The sequence below is a fragment of the Corynebacterium sp. HMSC071B10 genome (assembly GCF_001814825.1).
Taxonomy (GTDB): domain Bacteria; phylum Actinomycetota; class Actinomycetes; order Mycobacteriales; family Mycobacteriaceae; genus Corynebacterium.
In genome coordinates, this window is record NZ_KV817937.1 from 21,275 (window position 1) to 35,879 (window position 14,605).

The following is a 14,605-nucleotide window of genomic DNA, read 5'->3' on the forward strand; positions in this document are numbered from 1 at the left end:
ACGAATGCGTCCGGATAATTCGGCCCCGATTGGGATTTTTGACTCCGGCGTGGGCGGGCTGACGGTGGCGCGCGCGGTGATGGATCAGCTGCCGCACGAGTCGATCAGCTACATCGGTGACACTGCCAATGCCCCCTACGGCCCGCAGTCGATTGCCGACGTCCGCCGCCACGCCCAGCGCATCGGCGACGAGCTGGTCGAGCAGGGCTGCAAGATGCTCGTGATTGCCTGCAACACCGCAACCGCAGCCTTCTTGCACGACGCGCGCGAGCGCTACGACATCCCGGTGCTCGAAGTCATTCAGCCGGCGGTGCGCCGCGCGATCTCGGCGACTCGCAACAACAAGGTCGGCGTGATCGGCACCCAGGGCACGATCACCTCGGGCGCGTACCAGGACCTCTTTTCGCTCAAGTCAGACCTGGAGGTCAGCGCCGCGGCGTGCCCCGCGTTCGTGGAGTTCGTCGAGCGCGGCATCACCTCCGGGCGCCAAATCCTCGGGGTGGCGCAGGGATACTTGGAGCCGCTCCAGGCGGCTGGGGTGGACACCCTGGTGCTCGGGTGTACCCACTACCCGCTGTTGTCAGGCGTGATCCAGCTCGCGATCGGCGAGCACGTCACGCTGGTGTCCTCCGCGGAGGAGACCTCGAAGGACGTGCTGCGGGTGCTCACGGAGCGCGACATGCTCGCGCCCGCGCCGCAGGAAGGTGGCCGTGCACCGGAGCGCGTGTTCGCCTCTACTGGTGACCCGGCGGTCTTCGATCGGCTTGCGGAACGTTTCCTCGGACCGCAGGTGCACGCGGTTGGAGCGAAGGCACCCAGATGAGACAAAATACCCGGAAGTTTAGAATTCCCCCTCAATTCGTGGCACAGTGATTCCATGAAGTTGACCATCCTCGGCTGTTCCGGGAGCCTCGCCGCCCCCGGAAATCCTGGTTCCTCCTACGTTGTCAGCGTTGCCGGCAACAGCGACATCGTCCTGGACTTCGGCCCAGGCGCACTGGCCGCGATGCAGGAGCACTTCGACCCGGCCGATGCGCACGTGTGCTTCAGCCACCTGCACGCCGACCACTGCTCCGATATTGCTTCGCTTTTGGTGTGGCGCCGCTACCACCCCACCAAGCCAGCGAGCACACGCCACCGCATGCTGGGGCCGAGCTACACCCCGGAGCACGTGGGCAGAATGAGCGCCGACGGCCCCGGCCAGGTCGACGACATCGCCGACACCTTTGACTTCTCCCCGCTGCGCGCCGGGCACACCGAGACGCTTGGCGACGTTGTGCTTACCCCCTTCGACGTCGTCCACCCCGCGGCCGAGTCGCATGCGCTGCGCCTGGAGCATGACGGCAAGGTGCTGACGTATTCGGGCGACAGCGCGTATACCCCCTCGCTCGTGGATGCGGCCCGCGGCGCGGACCTTTTCCTGTGCGAGGCCGCCTGGGGTGCCTCCGCGGAGGGCAACCCGGAGGGGATGCACATGTCGGGCCGAGAGGCGGGCCGTATCGCCCGCGAGGCGGGCGTGCGCACACTAGTGATCGTGCACATCCAGCCCTGGTCGAGCGTGCAGGACACGCTGGCCGCGGCCCGCACCGAGTTTTCTGGGGAGATTGTCATCGGCGCAGCCGGTGATGTCTTCGAGCTCTAGCGTGCGGGTACGCTGGTGCCCATGACTGATTTCACACGTGCAGATGGCCGCGGTTTGACGCAGATGCGCCCGGTGCGCATCACCCGCGGTTTTACCTCCAACCCTGCTGGCAGCGTGCTCGTCGAGTTTGGCAACACGCGCGTCATGTGCACGGCCTCCGTGGAGGAGGGCGTGCCCCGCTTCAAGAAGGATTCGGGTGAGGGGTGGCTTACCGCCGAGTACGCGATGCTGCCCTCGGCCACGCACGACCGCATGCCGCGCGAGTCGATGCGCGGCAAGGTCAAGGGCCGCACGCATGAGATTTCGCGCCTGGTTGGCCGCTCCCTGCGTGCCGCGGTCGATCTTTCCGAGCTGGGGGAGAACACGATCCAGCTGGATTGCGATGTGCTGCAGGCCGACGGTGGGACCCGCACGGCGTCGATTACCGGCGCATACGTGGCGCTCGCGGACGCGATTGAGGTGCTCAAGGAGCGCGGCGTCGTGCCGGGCGAGCCGCTGCTCAAGCCGGTCGCGGCGGTCTCCGTCGGCATCGTCGACGGCCGGGTGAGCCTGGACCTGCCGTACGAGGAGGACTCGTGCGCCGAGGTCGACCTGAACGTGGTGATGCAAGAAGGCGGCAACTTCGTGGAGATCCAGGGCACCGGCGAGCAGGGCCTCTTTGGCCGCAAGGAACTCAACGAGATGCTCGACGTGGCTGAGCTGGGGCTCAACTCGCTTATCGACGCCCAGAAGGCGGCCCTGGGATGGTAAGAGTCCTCGTCGCCTCGAACAACCCCGGCAAGCTCCGCGAGCTCGAGCAAGTGCTGCGCGAGCTTTCCATCGAGGGCATCGAGCTCGTCTCCTTGCGCGACGTCGAGTCCTACCCGGAACCGCAGGAGGACGGGCTGACCTTTGAGGACAACGCGCTGATCAAGGCGCGCGCCGGGGCCGCTCACACCGGCCTGCCGTGCGTGGCGGATGACTCCGGGCTCGCCGTCGTTGCCTTAAATGGCATGCCGGGCGTGCTGTCGGCGCGCTGGTCGGGGGGTCATGATGCCCCGGACGTGGACGAGGCGAACAACCGCCTGCTGCTTGCGCAGATGCAGGACATCGCACTGCGGGACTGCGCCTTCGTCTCCTGCTGCGCGCTCGTGACCCCGGCGGGTGATGAGTTTACCGCGGAGGGCCGCTGGACCGGGCAGCTTCTGCACGCCCCGCAAGGTCAGAACGGGTTCGGCTACGACCCGCTGTTTGCCCCGGACGATGCCCCGCAGCGAGCTAACGGTGCCACGCTTTCCTCGGCCGAGCTTTCCCCGGAGGAAAAGAACGCGCGCTCGCACCGCGGCCAGGCGCTGCGTGCGCTGGCCCCGGACATCAAACGACTGCTGGGTTAGGGTGGGGGCATGAAAAAGACAATTGCCCTTTGCACAAGTGTCCTGTTCGCAAGCGCCACCCTCGTCGGGTGCGGTTCCTCCTCCGAGTGGGACGGTGCCTGGTCCGGGGACGTGACCCCGACCGAGGCGGGCCAGCCCCACGGGGCGGCCACGCTTACCATCGACGGGGGCGACTGCTCCTGGGAGCTGACGGAGCCGACCGGGGAAACCAACGACGCGCGCTGCGAGCAGGACGACGAGGAATTTAAGCTCGCCGACCCGCTCAGCGGCCGGGATCTGGAGTACAAGGGCCAGATCAACGGCGATACGCTGACCATGACGCCGGATAATGACCGGGCGGAAAAGATTGGCGTGATGGTGCTGACCCGCACCACCGACGAGGAAAACTAATCGCTACAGCTGGAACGTCGCGGTGACTTCCTTGCGGCGCTTTGCCTCCACTACAAAGGAGAGGAACGGCACCACGCCGGAGATCGCCGTGACCACCCAGGTGCTCGCGGGCCAGCGAGCTTTGAGGCCCAGGTTCAAAGAAGTGACAAGGAAGAGCATGTAGGCGATCCCGTGGACCCTGGCCACCCAGGCCAGGTAGGCCACGTCCATGTGGAAGCCGTACTCCAGGATCATCCGCAGCACCAGCAGCAAAAGGAGCACGCCGGTCACCCAGGCGGCGATGGAAAACAGGCTCAGCGCCTGCTTGACGCGACGCTGGCGCTCCGGGTGAATGCGGTTCGGTGCCTGCGGCTCGGTTGGCTGGGGTTGGGGCTGGGTCATTGACCGTCCTTCTCCTCTGGGGTGTGTTCGCTGGCGGTACCCCGCCTGCGCGGAGTCAGCAGATCGTTGTATTCCTCGACGTCCATCTGCGGGCGGGTGGGAAGAAAGTCCTCGTCGATCTGCGTTGGCGCGCTGGGATCGTTGCCGTAGCGTGCCAGGTCCGCCTCGTAGAGGTGCTCCATTTGCTCGCCGGCATTGAGGGCGTCAATCTTCTCGTTCTCCATCCGGATACCGGCCCGGTACGCGTAGACGAAGAATGCGCCGAAGAAGGGCCACTGTAAGGCGTAGCCCAAGTTCTGGAACGTGCCGGTGCCCGACTGGTAGCGGGTCCACTGCCACCACGCGAGCAGGCACGTGGTGATCACCGCGGCGATGAGCAGAAGAATGTGCCAAGCACGAACCTTCACACGGGAGCGCTTCTCCGGTGCGGGTGTTTGGGGGTCGCGGGGCTCGTTCACACCTGAACAGTCTACCAACGCCGCCCCCGTGGCCAAACTAAAGTTGGAGTCGGTTTCAAATTGTGGCCCATTGGCATGTAGGATGTCTCCCATTGCGCGCCCGTGGCGGAATTGGCAGACGCGCTGGATTTAGGTTCCAGTGTCTTCGGACGTGAGAGTTCAAGTCTCTCCGGGCGCACCACTTCCTCAGCTTCGCGCTAGAGGTTTTCGAGCGCGTGCTCGGCCTGGGCGCGGGTAAAGTGCTCCGGGCCCTTGGTCAGCGCTTCGAGTAGTGCTTCTTCCGGCGTGCCATCCGCGTGCATCTGCCGCGCCACCTGGAGCGCGAGCGCGTTCCAATCTGCCTCAACCGTATCGACGGCGTAGGAGGCAGCGTCGGTGGAGAAGCCCTCCTCATCCCGCAGCTGGTTGTACAGGTTGGACTTAGATAGCGGCTGGGCGGCCAGGTACTCCTCGGCTGCCTGCAGTGCGTCGCGCGACTCGGCGGGGACCGTCTCTTCGGCTTCCGGCGCGCTGTCTTCCGTGCCTGGCAGGCCAACTACCCCGTCTTCGGCCGCGTGGTGCTCGGATGCCTCCTCGGTTTCGGTGACCTGCGTGGTCTGTGCCGCTTGCGGGGCCTCCGGCGCATCGTCGTTGCTGCTGAGCAGCAGCCACCCGAGGAACCCGAAGCCAAAAGCTGCCAGCAAGCCGACGGTGACCCACTGCGCTGCCGTGGAGCGGGGACGCTCGTTTGCAACCTGCGGCTGCGGTTCGTAGGGGTGCGCCGTGTTATTGGGCGTGCTGGGGTTCGGGGTTGGATCGTTCGGGGAAGTCATGTGGCCTCACTTGCTTCTTCGTCTCGGCGGGGAACACCGCCCATGGTTCACTGATATGACCATTATGGGGCGGCGTGCCGTCGATAAGCAAAAGGGCCTTAGATATCCCAGTCGCGCAGGATGCGGCCGACGTGGCCGGAAGCGCGCACATTGTACTGGCACTGGGTGATCGTGCCGACGCCGTCGGCATCCACGTCCACCAGGAAGGTCGAGCGAATGACGCCCTGGGTGACCTTGCCGTACATCTTCTTCTCACCGAACGCGCCGTAGGCGGTGAGCGTCTCCTTCGACTCGTCGCCGAGGAGCTCGACGCCAAGGTCGTGCTTGGCGCGGAAGTCAGCCAGCTTCTCAGTCGGATCGGGGCTAATGCCGATCACGGTGACCTTGGCGTTGGAGAACTCGTCGAGCTTCTCGGTGAAATCGCACGCCTCGGTGGTGCAGCCGGGGGTGTTCGCGCGCGGGTAGAAATAGACGATGACGCGCTGTCCGGCGAAGTCTGCGAGCGAGACCTGCTCGCCCTTATCGTTGGGCAGGGTAAAAGCGGGGGCAGTGTCGCCCTTTTCTAGTCTGATCTGATCGGTCATACCTCCCCGTTTTACACTACTGTTGTTGAAAGAACCGCTGAACAACGAAAACGTAGGAGTACAACGTGGCACGAGACATTCACGATATTGAGCGCGACATCTCCCGCACCCGCAGCCAGCTGGCAGCTACCCTCGACGAGCTGGCTGACCGCACCAGCCCGGCAACCTTGGCAGATGGTGCCAAGGCGGGCGTCGCTGAGTGGCTGCAGGATGAGACGGTGCAGAAGGTGCTCGCCGGTGTCGGCGTTGCCGTCGCCGCGCTCGTGGGCATCAAGGTGCTCAACGGCCGCAAGCGCAAGAAGGAGCTCAAGGAGCTGCAGAAGCTGCTCTCGCGCGACTAAGCACCCACGGCAAAAGGCCGTCCACCCAGTTCTGATGAACAGGTGGACGGCCTTGTCTTTTGCTTTGGCGGGCGCTTAGACCAGTTCCGCGCCGGCGTCGAGCATCTCCTGCAGCGCTTGGGCTCCGGTGGCGTCGTCGACGGGGGCGACCATCGAGCGCAGCACGCGCACCGTCCAGCCCTGTTTCAGCGCGTCGAGGACGGTAGCGCGGACGCAGTGGTCCGTTGCGATGCCGCACACGTCGAGCGCCGCAATCTCGTGGGTGCGCAGCCAATCAGCCAGCGGGGTGCCATTCAGGTCGGCTCCCTCGAAGGCGGAGTAGGAAGCAGAGTGCTGGCCTTTGCGGAAGAAGACGTCGATCGCGGAGGTGTCGATCGGGCCGCGGATCTCCGCACCAAAGGTGTCAGCAACGCAGTGCGGCGGCCATGTGTCGCGGAAATCCGGAGTCTCGGAGAAGTGCTCGCCCGGGTCGATGTGCCAGTCCTGGCTAGCCAGAACGTAGGCGTACTCGCGGGTGCGGTTGTCCTCGGAGTCGAGGAACTGGGCGATTTTCGACGCAACCTCATCCCCGCGGGCAGTCGCCAGCGGACCACCGGGGCAGAAGTCATTTTGCACGTCGACGAGCAGGAGTGCGGTTTTCATGTTTATAACCTTAATAAAAACTCAATAAAGCTGCAAATAGTTGGGCTGTCGTTCTTAGGAATTGTTGAACAATTCGGATTTTTGAACGATTGTGCAGGTCATGGTTGTGTTGGTGGTGCTGTGTGTTCTCAGGAACCTGAGGGGGTGAGGCGGTGAGAAAGCCCGGTGTAGGCGGCATAAAACCCAGCGGCGGGGGAGTGAAGGTGGTTTGGCCGAGGGTTGGGTGGAAGGTGCCTGCGTGTGTGGTTCTAAAAGGAGCTAGCTCCATTTGGATTCGCGATGCCGGTCCGAGCGCGCGCACTACTTCGCATCACTGCGCTGAATTGGTGGGGCATAGCGGCAAAACATGAAGAAACCCCTTCACCTTGGAAGTGCTTCCGCTGGTGAAGGGGTATTACTTGTGCGCCATCAGGGAATCGAACCCCGAACCCACTGATTAAGAGTCAGTTGCTCTGCCAATTGAGCTAATGGCGCGTATTTTGTTTTTCTCTGTTGCTCTCGGCAACGTTGAAAACAATAACACCATCTCGTGGCAACTGTGAAATCGCCTGGTCATCCCCGGTTTTCTTAGTGTCCAAATTGTGATCTTTCTTGGCCTTGTTGAAGTAGCATTTTCTTCCCCGGTGCCGATAGGGTGTGTAGGACGGAAATGCGCAGGGAGGCGCGCAAGGATTGTGGAGGCAAGGATTTGCTCATGCGTAAAACTGCAGTGATGCGGCGAATCGCCAGTGCGTTGACGGTGGGCGCGTTGGCGGCGGGGTTGGCGTCCTGCACGATCGGGGACACGGATGGTGGCGAGGCGCTGGAAAGTGCTGCGCACACCGAGGAGCAAGAGACTGAAAAGCTGCCGGAGCCTCCGGAGTTTTCATTCACTGACGGTGACGAGGACGTTGCGCCCGGCGACCCTGTGACTGTCAGTTCGGAGGCGGGTCTGAAGTCGGTGGTGATGACCAACGAAGAGGGGAAGACCATCAAGGCCGCTATGAATGATGAGAAAACCGAGTGGCACACGACTGAACCGCTTGGTTATGGGCGTATCTACACGGTGGTAGCGACCGATACGGCGGGGCAGGAGAAGACCAAGACGTTTACTACCGTGGTGCCGGCTGCGCAGACCAATGTGTACATGGGTCCGCTTGACGGTGCGACGGTTGGCGTCGGTCAGGCGATTACCTTCCAGTTTGATGTGCCGATTCAGGATACGAAGGCCGTCGAGGAGCTCATTGATGTCGAGACTTCGAACGATACGGAGGGCGGCTTCTTCTGGCTCGATGCCACGGAGTTGCGCTGGCGCCCGAAAGAGATGTGGGAGCCGGGCACTGAAGTGACCGTGTCTGCGAACGTCTACGGCAAGGATATGGGCGGCGGCATCTACGGTGTAGAGGACGTGCAACACAGCTTCACTGTCGGTGACAAGGTTGAAGCCGTGGTGGACAACAACGACAAGATGCTGCGCTTCTACCGCAACGATGCGTTGGAGAAAGAGTTCCCGATCTCGCTGGGCACGGACGGCTCCTTCGACACGCCAAACGGCACCTACGTGGTGGGGGACATGCACGAGTCGCTCGTGATGGACTCGCGCACCTTCGGCCTTGGTTTGGGGCAGGGTGGCTACGTCACGCCAGTCTCGTATGCGACGCAGCTGTCCTACTCTGGCATTTACTTGCATGGGGCGCCGTGGGCTGTCTGGGCGCTGGGCAATACGAATCAGTCGCACGGGTGCATTAATGCCACCATCGCGGATGCGCAGTGGTTCCAGCAAAACGTGAAGCGTGGCGATGTAGTCACGGTGACAAACGCCGGTGGCGGCACGCTTAACGGTGCCGATGGTCTCGGGTACTGGAATATGGATTGGGAGACTCGCTCGGGTGGGAGTGCTGATCCGAACGCGTAAGGGGGCGTCGAGAAGCAAAAGCCTCCAGGCACTGATGGTGCTTGGGGTCTTTTTTATTCACAAATTTGGCTCGGGTGGCCGGGCGTTTTTTCTCCCTTCTTTAAATCTATAGGCCGATAGATAGAATCTCACCTGTAACTATCGAGCTATAGAAAAGGGTAGGTAAATGACACACGATCAACTACTAGCTGCCTCGGGGAACGCCGGGTGGATGCTCATGAGCGCCTCGCTCGTACTGCTGATGACGCCGGGGCTCGCGCTGTTCTACGGCGGCATGTCGGGTCGTCGAAGTGCGCTGAATATGATGATGATGTCTTTTGGCGCGATGGCGGTTGTCCCCGTCATCTACGTCCTGTGGGGTTGGTCGGCCTCCTACGGGGGAGACGATCTCGGCGGCATCGTTGGTAACCCGCTGCAGACCTTCGGGCTGCGCGGCGAGATCATGGACTCTAATGGCGACTTCATCGCAGGGGAGAGTGGCTACCCGCGGATTGTGGATATCGGGTTCCAGGTCACCTTCGCCATCATCGCAGTGGCGATCATCTCCGGTGCACTGGCCGGGCGCGTGAAGTTCGGGGCTTGGCTGGCCTTTGTCGCCGGCTGGGTCACCCTCGCGTGCTTTCCCATCGCGCACATGGTGTGGGACGGCGGGCTGCTTTCTGAATCTGAAAACTCGATTGCCGCGTGGCTCTTCGGTACCACCGGCGAGGAGGCGTCCGTCGCACCCGTGGACTTCGCGGGCGGCACCGTTGTGCACATCTCCGCTGGCGCTGCTGCGCTTGTGCTCGCGCTCTACGTCGGTGCGCGCAAAGGCTTCCCGACGAAAGTGGACAAGCCGCACAACCTGCCGATGGTGATGCTCGGTGCCGCACTGCTGTGGTTCGGCTGGTACGGGTTCAACGGCGGTTCCGCGTTTGCGGCTGATGGCCTGGCAGGCCTGGCGTGGATGAACACCACCGTGGCTACCGCTGCCGCAATGCTGGGCTGGATGGCTGTCGAAGCCGTGCGCGACAAGGCAGCAACCTCGCTCGGCGCTGCATCCGGCGCGGTCGCTGGTTTGGTCACGATCACGCCGGCGGCCGGGGCGCTTACGCCGGTGACCTCCATCCCGCTTGGCGCGCTCGGCGGTGTCATCGCTTGCTTGGCCATCGGGCTGAAGTACCGCTTCGGTTTTGACGACTCGCTCGATGTCGTTGGCGTGCACCTGTGCGCCGGGTTGTGGGGTACCGTCGGTCTGGCACTGTTCGCAGATGGCCGCGGGATTCTCAACGTTCACGCCGGTGAGGGACTGAAGCTGCTGGTAGTGCAAGTGTGTATCGCGCTGGTGGCGCTGCTCGTCTCGGGCCTTGTGACGCTGCTGCTCGCAGTACTGATCGGTGCCACGATCGGCTGGCGAGTCAGCGAGGCCGAAGAACACGACGGCATCGACCTCGCCCAGCACCGCGAGTCCGCCTACGACATCAGCGAGGCCGGCGGTAAGACACAGCCGCTTATGCGCCCGCTGCCGGAGGCACTCTTGGCCGCCCCAGGTATCCAGCAATCAGGTCCTCAGCAGCCAGGTCCCGCACAACCAGTTTCCCCGCAAGCGCAGCCGCAGGCAGCGGCAACAAAGGAGTAAATCATGATGAAGCTCATTACCGCAGTGGTGCAGGTCTACGCTCTACCTGCGATTCGTGAAAACCTCGAGCGCGAGGGCGTGCGCGGGATGACCGTGACGGAAGCTCAGGGCTACGGCCAGCAGCGCGGGCGCACCGAAATCTACCGCGGCACGGAATTCTCGGCGGAGTTTGTGCCTAAGGTCAAGATCGAGGTCGTGGCGGGCGAGTGGCAGGTAGACCAGATCGTGGACGCGATCTTGCAGGCCGCATCGACGGGGAACGCCGGCGACGGGAAGATCTGGGTCAGTCCCATCGAAGAAGTCATCCGAGTGCGAACCGGCGAGCGAGGCGAGGAGGCGCTCTAGGCCTTGGCCCGTGCTTCTTCGGCCTCAATCTCAGCGTTGAACTCGCGCTTGGAGGATTGCCACTGGTCTTCAGTCATACCGAGGCGCCAGTAGCCGGAGATGGAAACGTCTTCTCGGGGAATCTCAGACTCAACGAAGAGGAAGCGGCGCATCTCCTTGATCATTTCTGCGACACCGTGGATGAACCAGCTGGTTTTCTTTCCCTCCGGGGTGCCTGCCTCGCGCACTGCACGAGACAACTCGGTGCCGTGGGTTGCGCCGTTGCGGACCACCCAGTTGACCTCCACGCCCTCGCGGGTAGGGAGGTCGAACGTACGATCATCGGCCTCGATCTCGATATAAGCGGTCGCCGTCGCGCCTGTTGGGAGGCGCTTCAGTCCGGCGTAGATGGCTGGTGCCGCGGACTCGTCCCCGGCCAGCACAAAGTGCTCGTAGACTGCCGTAGGCCTCCACGCGCCGCCCGGGCCGAGGAAACCGAGCTTTTCTCCGACCTCGGCGGCGCGTGCCCAAGGGGCGGCCAGGCCGGCATCGCCGTGGGTGACGAAGTCGACGTCGAAGTCCCCGGTTTCCGGGTCCAGGTTGATCAGGGTGTAGGTGCGGGTGATGGGGTGTTTCTCGCGCGGCTGTTGCTCGCGAATCTGCGCGACATCAAACGGCCAGGCGTAATCGGCACCTTCTGGTGCGAACAATAACTTGATGTAGTGGTCGGTGAACTCGAGTTCCTTGCCAACCAATGCTGGGGAGTGCATGCTCAATCGGACCAGATCGGGAGAAATCTGGCGGCGCCCGGTCACGGTTGCCTCATGTGCTTTACGGGGCTTGCGCTTCGGCGCTGCTGCTTGAGGTTGGGCAGCCATGGTTATCACTGTCCTTCAACACTTCTCGTATGCCGCGTACTGGCGGGGGCTCACGGATCTTCGGTTAGGCAAGCCTAACACAATAATGCTGAAGGGGGTTTAAGTTTTCAGAAAAAGCAATGTACCCCGTAACCTGTTTGTGCAGGTTACGGGGTACTATTCGGGGTGGCTGACGGGACTCGAACCCGCGACACCCAGGATCACAACCTGGTGCTCTACCAGCTGAACTACAGCCACCATCGCTGCGTTTTCAGCAGCGGGATCTACCTTAGTACGCGAACGATGTTTTACAAAAACTGCTGGTAGGCGTCGGTAGCGTCGCGCTTCGCCTGCTCCGCCGCCGCAGTTTCCGGTCCCGGGGTGTCCACGAACACGGCGCGTCGGTAGTAATCCAGCTCCCGGATCGACTCCACGATGTCCGCCAGCGCGCGGTGTGCCATGCCCTTATCGGGTTGGTTGAAGTAGGCGCGGGGGAACCAGCGGCGCGTGAGCTCCTTGACGGTGGAAACGTCGATCATGCGGTAGTGCAGTGCCGCGTCCAGGCGGGGCATGTGCTCGCGGATGAAAGCGCGGTCGGTGGCAATGGAGTTGCCCGCCAAAGGAGCCGGGTGTGCCGGATCGCAGTGTTTTTCCAGCAGCTCAAGCACCGCGTCCTCGGCCTCCCGCACGGAAACCGTCGAGGCCTTGATCTCATCAAGTAGCCCGTTGTCGGTGTGCATCTTGGTGACAAAGTCGTCCATCTCGGCAAGCTCCGCAGCGCTTGCGCCGACGACAATGTCCAGGCCCTCATCGAGGATGTTCAGCTCCGCGTCAGTGACGAGTGCTGCGACCTCCACAATTACGTGGCGTTTTGGGTCCAGGCCCGTCATCTCCAGATCGATCCAGACGATGCGGTTGTCTTTGGCCTGAATTTCCACGGTTATTCTTCTCCCATCTTTGCGTAAAAGCTGCCCACCAGCGGGGCAATGACACCGCGCGGGCCGTAGGTAGACACCACGTCCATCGCCTTGGACAGCGGGCCAGGTACGACGCGGCGCTTGTTGGTGCGCATCGCGCGCAGCGTGTCGCGCGAGCAGGACTCGTAGGTTGTCCACAAAAAGTCCGGCACGACCTTATCCACGATGGATTGTTCCTCCTCGGGCACGTACGCCTCGCGCACCGGACCCGGGGCGAGCAGCGTGCAGTGTACGCCGGTGTCCTTGAGCTCGTAGTGCAGCGCCTCGGTAAAGGCGTTGACCCCGGCCTTGGTGAAGACGTAGGTCGCGTTGTTGGGGATGGGGATGTTGCCCGCGGCGGAGCCAACGTTGCACAGCGCACCCTCGCCACGCGGCACCATCTGGTCCAGCACGGCTTTTGTGATGCGGAAGACCCCGGTGGCGTTGAGGTTGAACTGGTTCGTCTCGTACTCCCAGTCCTGTCTCATGAAGGGACCGAAGCTGGCGATGCCCGCGGAATTGATGCACAGCGTGACCTTGCGCGTCGCAATGTGTGCGATGAGCGCATCAACGTCGCGCTGCTTGGCTAGGTCTGCCGCGAACACTTCCACGTTGATGCCGTGCGCGTCGCTCAGCTTGCGAGCGAGCTTCATCAGCACGTTCTCGCGCCGGGCGACGAGGATGAGGTTGTAGCCGGCGTTGGCCAGGTCGCGCGCCATCGCCTCACCAATGCCCTGCGACGCGCCGGTCACCAGGGCATAAGAATCAATTTCGGGGGCTGGAAAAGTCATGGTTTACAGGGTACCTGGGCTATTGCTTCTCGACGCCCGCCTCACCCCTCGCAAGCGCCTCCAGCGCATCCATATGAGCCAGGAACGCGGCGCGCCCCTCCCTGGTAAGCGTGACCCACACCGTGTCCTTTTGCCTCGTGGACCCGTACTCGCGGAAGCGGGTGATATAGCCCGCTTCTTCCAGGGCGGTGAGTTGTTTGGACAGCGTGGCGTCGGAAAGCTGCGTGGCGTCGCGAAGCGTGCCGAAGCGCATCTCGTAGCGCACCTCGCCCTCGTAGGCGCCGGCGGCGTTGAGCGCTGCGCAGATTTTGAGCCGGTTGATGGGGTGAATGATGGGGTTAGTCATGGTACTTGCTCCAGGTCAGGCCGTACGCGGCGATAAAGCCGACCGTGAAGAGAACGCCGAGGGTGATGACGGCGGTGGTGCCGGCGGTCTGGGCGAGCATCATCAATGGGTAGGCGAGCAGCGGGGCGATGGCGGCCTTCCAATTGAGCTTCGGGTCCTCGCGCACCTCCTGCTTCATGGCAGTGCGTACTCCGCGTTTCGCGGAGAACTCAATCCATACGATGCCGGCGATGCCGACGAGAAGGACGAGTAGCCCCCACGCGTGTCCGAGCAGCGTGAGCGTCATGCCTGCGCCGAAGCAGACGCTGGCGGCAGTGATGTGCAGCCACGGCACGCGCTGCGCGCTAGCTGTCGCGCGGGCCTCGGTTGCGCGTACAGCGGCGAGTGCCTCCCGGGCCTCGGCAGTATCCATGTTTTCCATAGTGGAAAGTATAGACCGCGAGGGACGGTGTTGTCGCGGTAGCATTGAGCCATGCTTGATCGCGACGAACTCATCTTCAGCCAAACCAAGGCGCTAGGTACGGACGAGTTTGAGATCACTGACGCTGCAGGCACGCTTGTCGGCACCGCGCGGCAAACCCTCAAACTCAGTGACCTCTTCTCTAGCTCTCGCGGTACCGAGGTGCGCGATGTTGAAGGCAACCTCGTACTCGGGGTGACTGACCCGGTGAACCTGATCCACGATTCCTACGAGGTCCGGCTTGCCAATCCTGACATGCTGCTGGCCACCCTGCGCACCCGTTTCGCCTGGCTGCGCACCAAACTCAACTTGGAGATCGCGGGCTTTCCCGAGGTGGAAGTCGATGGCAAGATCATGGCCTTCGACTTCACGCTGACCAGCATGGGCCGCGAAATCGCCCGCATCACCGCCGAGTACTCAGGGATGGGCCGGATGATGATGGGCAAGACCACGTACCGCATCTCTTTTGCGCCCGGGCTCGACGAGCGTCAGCACGCCGCGATCCTGGGGTCTGCCGTGGCGATCGACATGTTGCGGCGAAAGCGGCGAAACAGTTCCTAGGTGGCTTTAAACGAAATAAGCGCCCCCAGCAGGATTCGAACCCGCGACCAGCCGGGTAGAAACCGGATGCTCTAATCCACTGAGCTATGGGGGCATGCCGCGTCAGCTGTGTATTTGCTTTGCGGCCCGCTCATTGTAGCGCATGGCCAGTTAGGCACCCCAATCAATCGAAAGT

At 62.8% G+C, this 14,605-nt stretch carries 20 protein-coding genes and 4 tRNA genes; 11 read left to right on the forward strand and 13 right to left on the reverse strand.

The genetic code is table 11. The annotated features are described in order from the left end of the window. Positions 1-4 precede the first annotated feature (4 nt). Genes murI through HMPREF2990_RS00140 form a run of 5 tightly spaced genes read left to right on the forward strand, consistent with a single transcriptional unit; the run spans position 5 to position 3,405 of the window. Positions 5-823, forward strand: a complete 819-nt coding sequence (gene murI, locus HMPREF2990_RS00120) for a glutamate racemase (RefSeq protein ID WP_070762105.1) — start codon at positions 5-7, stop codon at positions 821-823. A 54-nt stretch (positions 824-877) separates the two neighbouring features. Then, the gene (locus HMPREF2990_RS00125) at positions 878-1,642 is read left to right on the forward strand and encodes an MBL fold metallo-hydrolase (RefSeq protein WP_070762106.1); all 765 of its coding nucleotides are present in this window, start codon (positions 878-880) and stop codon (positions 1,640-1,642) included. Positions 1,643-1,663: 21 nt separating this feature from the next. Next, positions 1,664-2,392 carry a ribonuclease PH gene (gene rph, locus HMPREF2990_RS00130; protein WP_070762107.1) on the forward strand — a complete coding sequence of 243 codons (729 nt, stop codon included), beginning with the start codon at positions 1,664-1,666 and terminating at the stop codon, positions 2,390-2,392. After that, positions 2,386-3,015 (forward strand): non-canonical purine NTP pyrophosphatase, encoded by a 630-nt coding sequence (locus HMPREF2990_RS00135; protein ID WP_070762108.1) that lies wholly within the window; start codon positions 2,386-2,388, stop codon positions 3,013-3,015. The genes rph and HMPREF2990_RS00135 overlap by 7 nt, the downstream gene beginning before the upstream one ends. Positions 3,016-3,024: 9 nt before the next feature. After that, a complete protein-coding gene (locus HMPREF2990_RS00140) occupies positions 3,025-3,405 on the forward strand; it encodes a hypothetical protein (RefSeq protein ID WP_070762109.1) in 381 nt (126 codons plus the stop codon). Positions 3,406-3,408: 3 nt separating this feature from the next. Here the strand turns inward: HMPREF2990_RS00140 and HMPREF2990_RS00145 are convergent, their stop codons facing one another. Further along, entirely contained in the window at positions 3,409-3,786 is a 378-nt protein-coding gene (locus HMPREF2990_RS00145) for a DUF3817 domain-containing protein (RefSeq protein WP_070762110.1), read from the reverse strand. Then, positions 3,783-4,244, reverse strand: a complete 462-nt coding sequence (locus HMPREF2990_RS00150) for a hypothetical protein (RefSeq protein WP_070762111.1) — start codon at positions 4,242-4,244, stop codon at positions 3,783-3,785. The genes HMPREF2990_RS00145 and HMPREF2990_RS00150 overlap by 4 nt, the downstream gene beginning before the upstream one ends. Positions 4,245-4,340: 96 nt before the next feature. Between HMPREF2990_RS00150 and HMPREF2990_RS00155 the strand changes: the two genes are divergently transcribed. After that, positions 4,341-4,425, forward strand: a tRNA-Leu gene (locus HMPREF2990_RS00155). Positions 4,426-4,441: 16 nt separating this feature from the next. Here HMPREF2990_RS00155 and HMPREF2990_RS00160 read toward each other — a convergent pair. Further along, the gene (locus tag HMPREF2990_RS00160) at positions 4,442-5,056 is read right to left on the reverse strand and encodes an Ltp family lipoprotein (RefSeq protein WP_070762112.1); all 615 of its coding nucleotides are present in this window, start codon (positions 5,054-5,056) and stop codon (positions 4,442-4,444) included. 98 nt (positions 5,057-5,154) lie between these two features. Next, positions 5,155-5,640, reverse strand: a complete 486-nt coding sequence (gene bcp / locus HMPREF2990_RS00165) for a thioredoxin-dependent thiol peroxidase (RefSeq protein WP_070762113.1) — start codon at positions 5,638-5,640, stop codon at positions 5,155-5,157. Between the two features lie 65 nt (positions 5,641-5,705). Here bcp and HMPREF2990_RS00170 point away from each other — a divergent pair, with 65 nt between their 5' ends. Next, positions 5,706-5,981 carry a DUF3618 domain-containing protein gene (locus HMPREF2990_RS00170; protein ID WP_070762114.1) on the forward strand — a complete coding sequence of 92 codons (276 nt, stop codon included), beginning with the start codon at positions 5,706-5,708 and terminating at the stop codon, positions 5,979-5,981. A 75-nt stretch (positions 5,982-6,056) separates the two neighbouring features. Here the strand turns inward: HMPREF2990_RS00170 and HMPREF2990_RS00175 are convergent, their stop codons facing one another. Beyond that, complete coding sequence (locus tag HMPREF2990_RS00175; RefSeq protein WP_070762115.1) at positions 6,057-6,623, reverse strand: isochorismatase family protein; 567 nt, start codon at positions 6,621-6,623, stop codon at positions 6,057-6,059. Between the two features lie 401 nt (positions 6,624-7,024). After that, positions 7,025-7,097, reverse strand: a tRNA-Lys gene (locus HMPREF2990_RS00180). Positions 7,098-7,317: 220 nt separating this feature from the next. Between HMPREF2990_RS00180 and HMPREF2990_RS00185 the strand changes: the two genes are divergently transcribed. From HMPREF2990_RS00185 to HMPREF2990_RS00195, 3 genes are all read left to right on the forward strand, one after another. Continuing rightward, the gene (locus tag HMPREF2990_RS00185; protein ID WP_070762116.1) at positions 7,318-8,517 is read left to right on the forward strand and encodes a L,D-transpeptidase; all 1,200 of its coding nucleotides are present in this window, start codon (positions 7,318-7,320) and stop codon (positions 8,515-8,517) included. Between the two features lie 166 nt (positions 8,518-8,683). Beyond that, positions 8,684-10,135 (forward strand): ammonium transporter, encoded by a 1,452-nt coding sequence (locus HMPREF2990_RS00190; RefSeq protein ID WP_083316892.1) that lies wholly within the window; start codon positions 8,684-8,686, stop codon positions 10,133-10,135. 6 nt (positions 10,136-10,141) lie between these two features. Then, complete coding sequence (locus HMPREF2990_RS00195) at positions 10,142-10,480, forward strand: P-II family nitrogen regulator (RefSeq protein ID WP_070762244.1); 339 nt, start codon at positions 10,142-10,144, stop codon at positions 10,478-10,480. On the opposite strand, the gene HMPREF2990_RS00200 is transcribed toward HMPREF2990_RS00195, so the two are convergent. The 6 genes from HMPREF2990_RS00200 to HMPREF2990_RS00225 form a co-directional block, all read right to left on the reverse strand. Then, positions 10,477-11,337: a siderophore-interacting protein gene (locus HMPREF2990_RS00200; protein ID WP_070762117.1), complete on the reverse strand. Its 861-nt coding sequence runs from the start codon at positions 11,335-11,337 to the stop codon at positions 10,477-10,479. The genes HMPREF2990_RS00195 and HMPREF2990_RS00200 overlap by 4 nt on opposite strands. Positions 11,338-11,501: 164 nt before the next feature. Next, positions 11,502-11,574, reverse strand: a tRNA-His gene (locus HMPREF2990_RS00205). A 50-nt stretch (positions 11,575-11,624) separates the two neighbouring features. After that, entirely contained in the window at positions 11,625-12,260 is a 636-nt protein-coding gene (gene orn, locus HMPREF2990_RS00210; protein WP_083316906.1) for an oligoribonuclease, read from the reverse strand. Continuing rightward, positions 12,257-13,063 carry a mycolate reductase gene (gene cmrA, locus HMPREF2990_RS00215; RefSeq protein WP_070762118.1) on the reverse strand — a complete coding sequence of 269 codons (807 nt, stop codon included), beginning with the start codon at positions 13,061-13,063 and terminating at the stop codon, positions 12,257-12,259. Before cmrA ends, orn begins: the two co-directional genes overlap by 4 nt. Positions 13,064-13,082: 19 nt before the next feature. After that, positions 13,083-13,409 (reverse strand): transcriptional regulator, encoded by a 327-nt coding sequence (locus HMPREF2990_RS00220; RefSeq protein WP_038592134.1) that lies wholly within the window; start codon positions 13,407-13,409, stop codon positions 13,083-13,085. Beyond that, entirely contained in the window at positions 13,402-13,830 is a 429-nt protein-coding gene (locus HMPREF2990_RS00225; RefSeq protein WP_141757721.1) for a hypothetical protein, read from the reverse strand. The genes HMPREF2990_RS00220 and HMPREF2990_RS00225 overlap by 8 nt, the downstream gene beginning before the upstream one ends. A 51-nt stretch (positions 13,831-13,881) precedes the next feature. Between HMPREF2990_RS00225 and HMPREF2990_RS00230 the strand changes: the two genes are divergently transcribed. Then, entirely contained in the window at positions 13,882-14,430 is a 549-nt protein-coding gene (locus HMPREF2990_RS00230; protein WP_070762120.1) for an LURP-one-related/scramblase family protein, read from the forward strand. A 20-nt stretch (positions 14,431-14,450) separates the two neighbouring features. Here HMPREF2990_RS00230 and HMPREF2990_RS00235 read toward each other — a convergent pair. After that, positions 14,451-14,524, reverse strand: a tRNA-Arg gene (locus HMPREF2990_RS00235). Positions 14,525-14,605 lie beyond the last annotated feature (81 nt).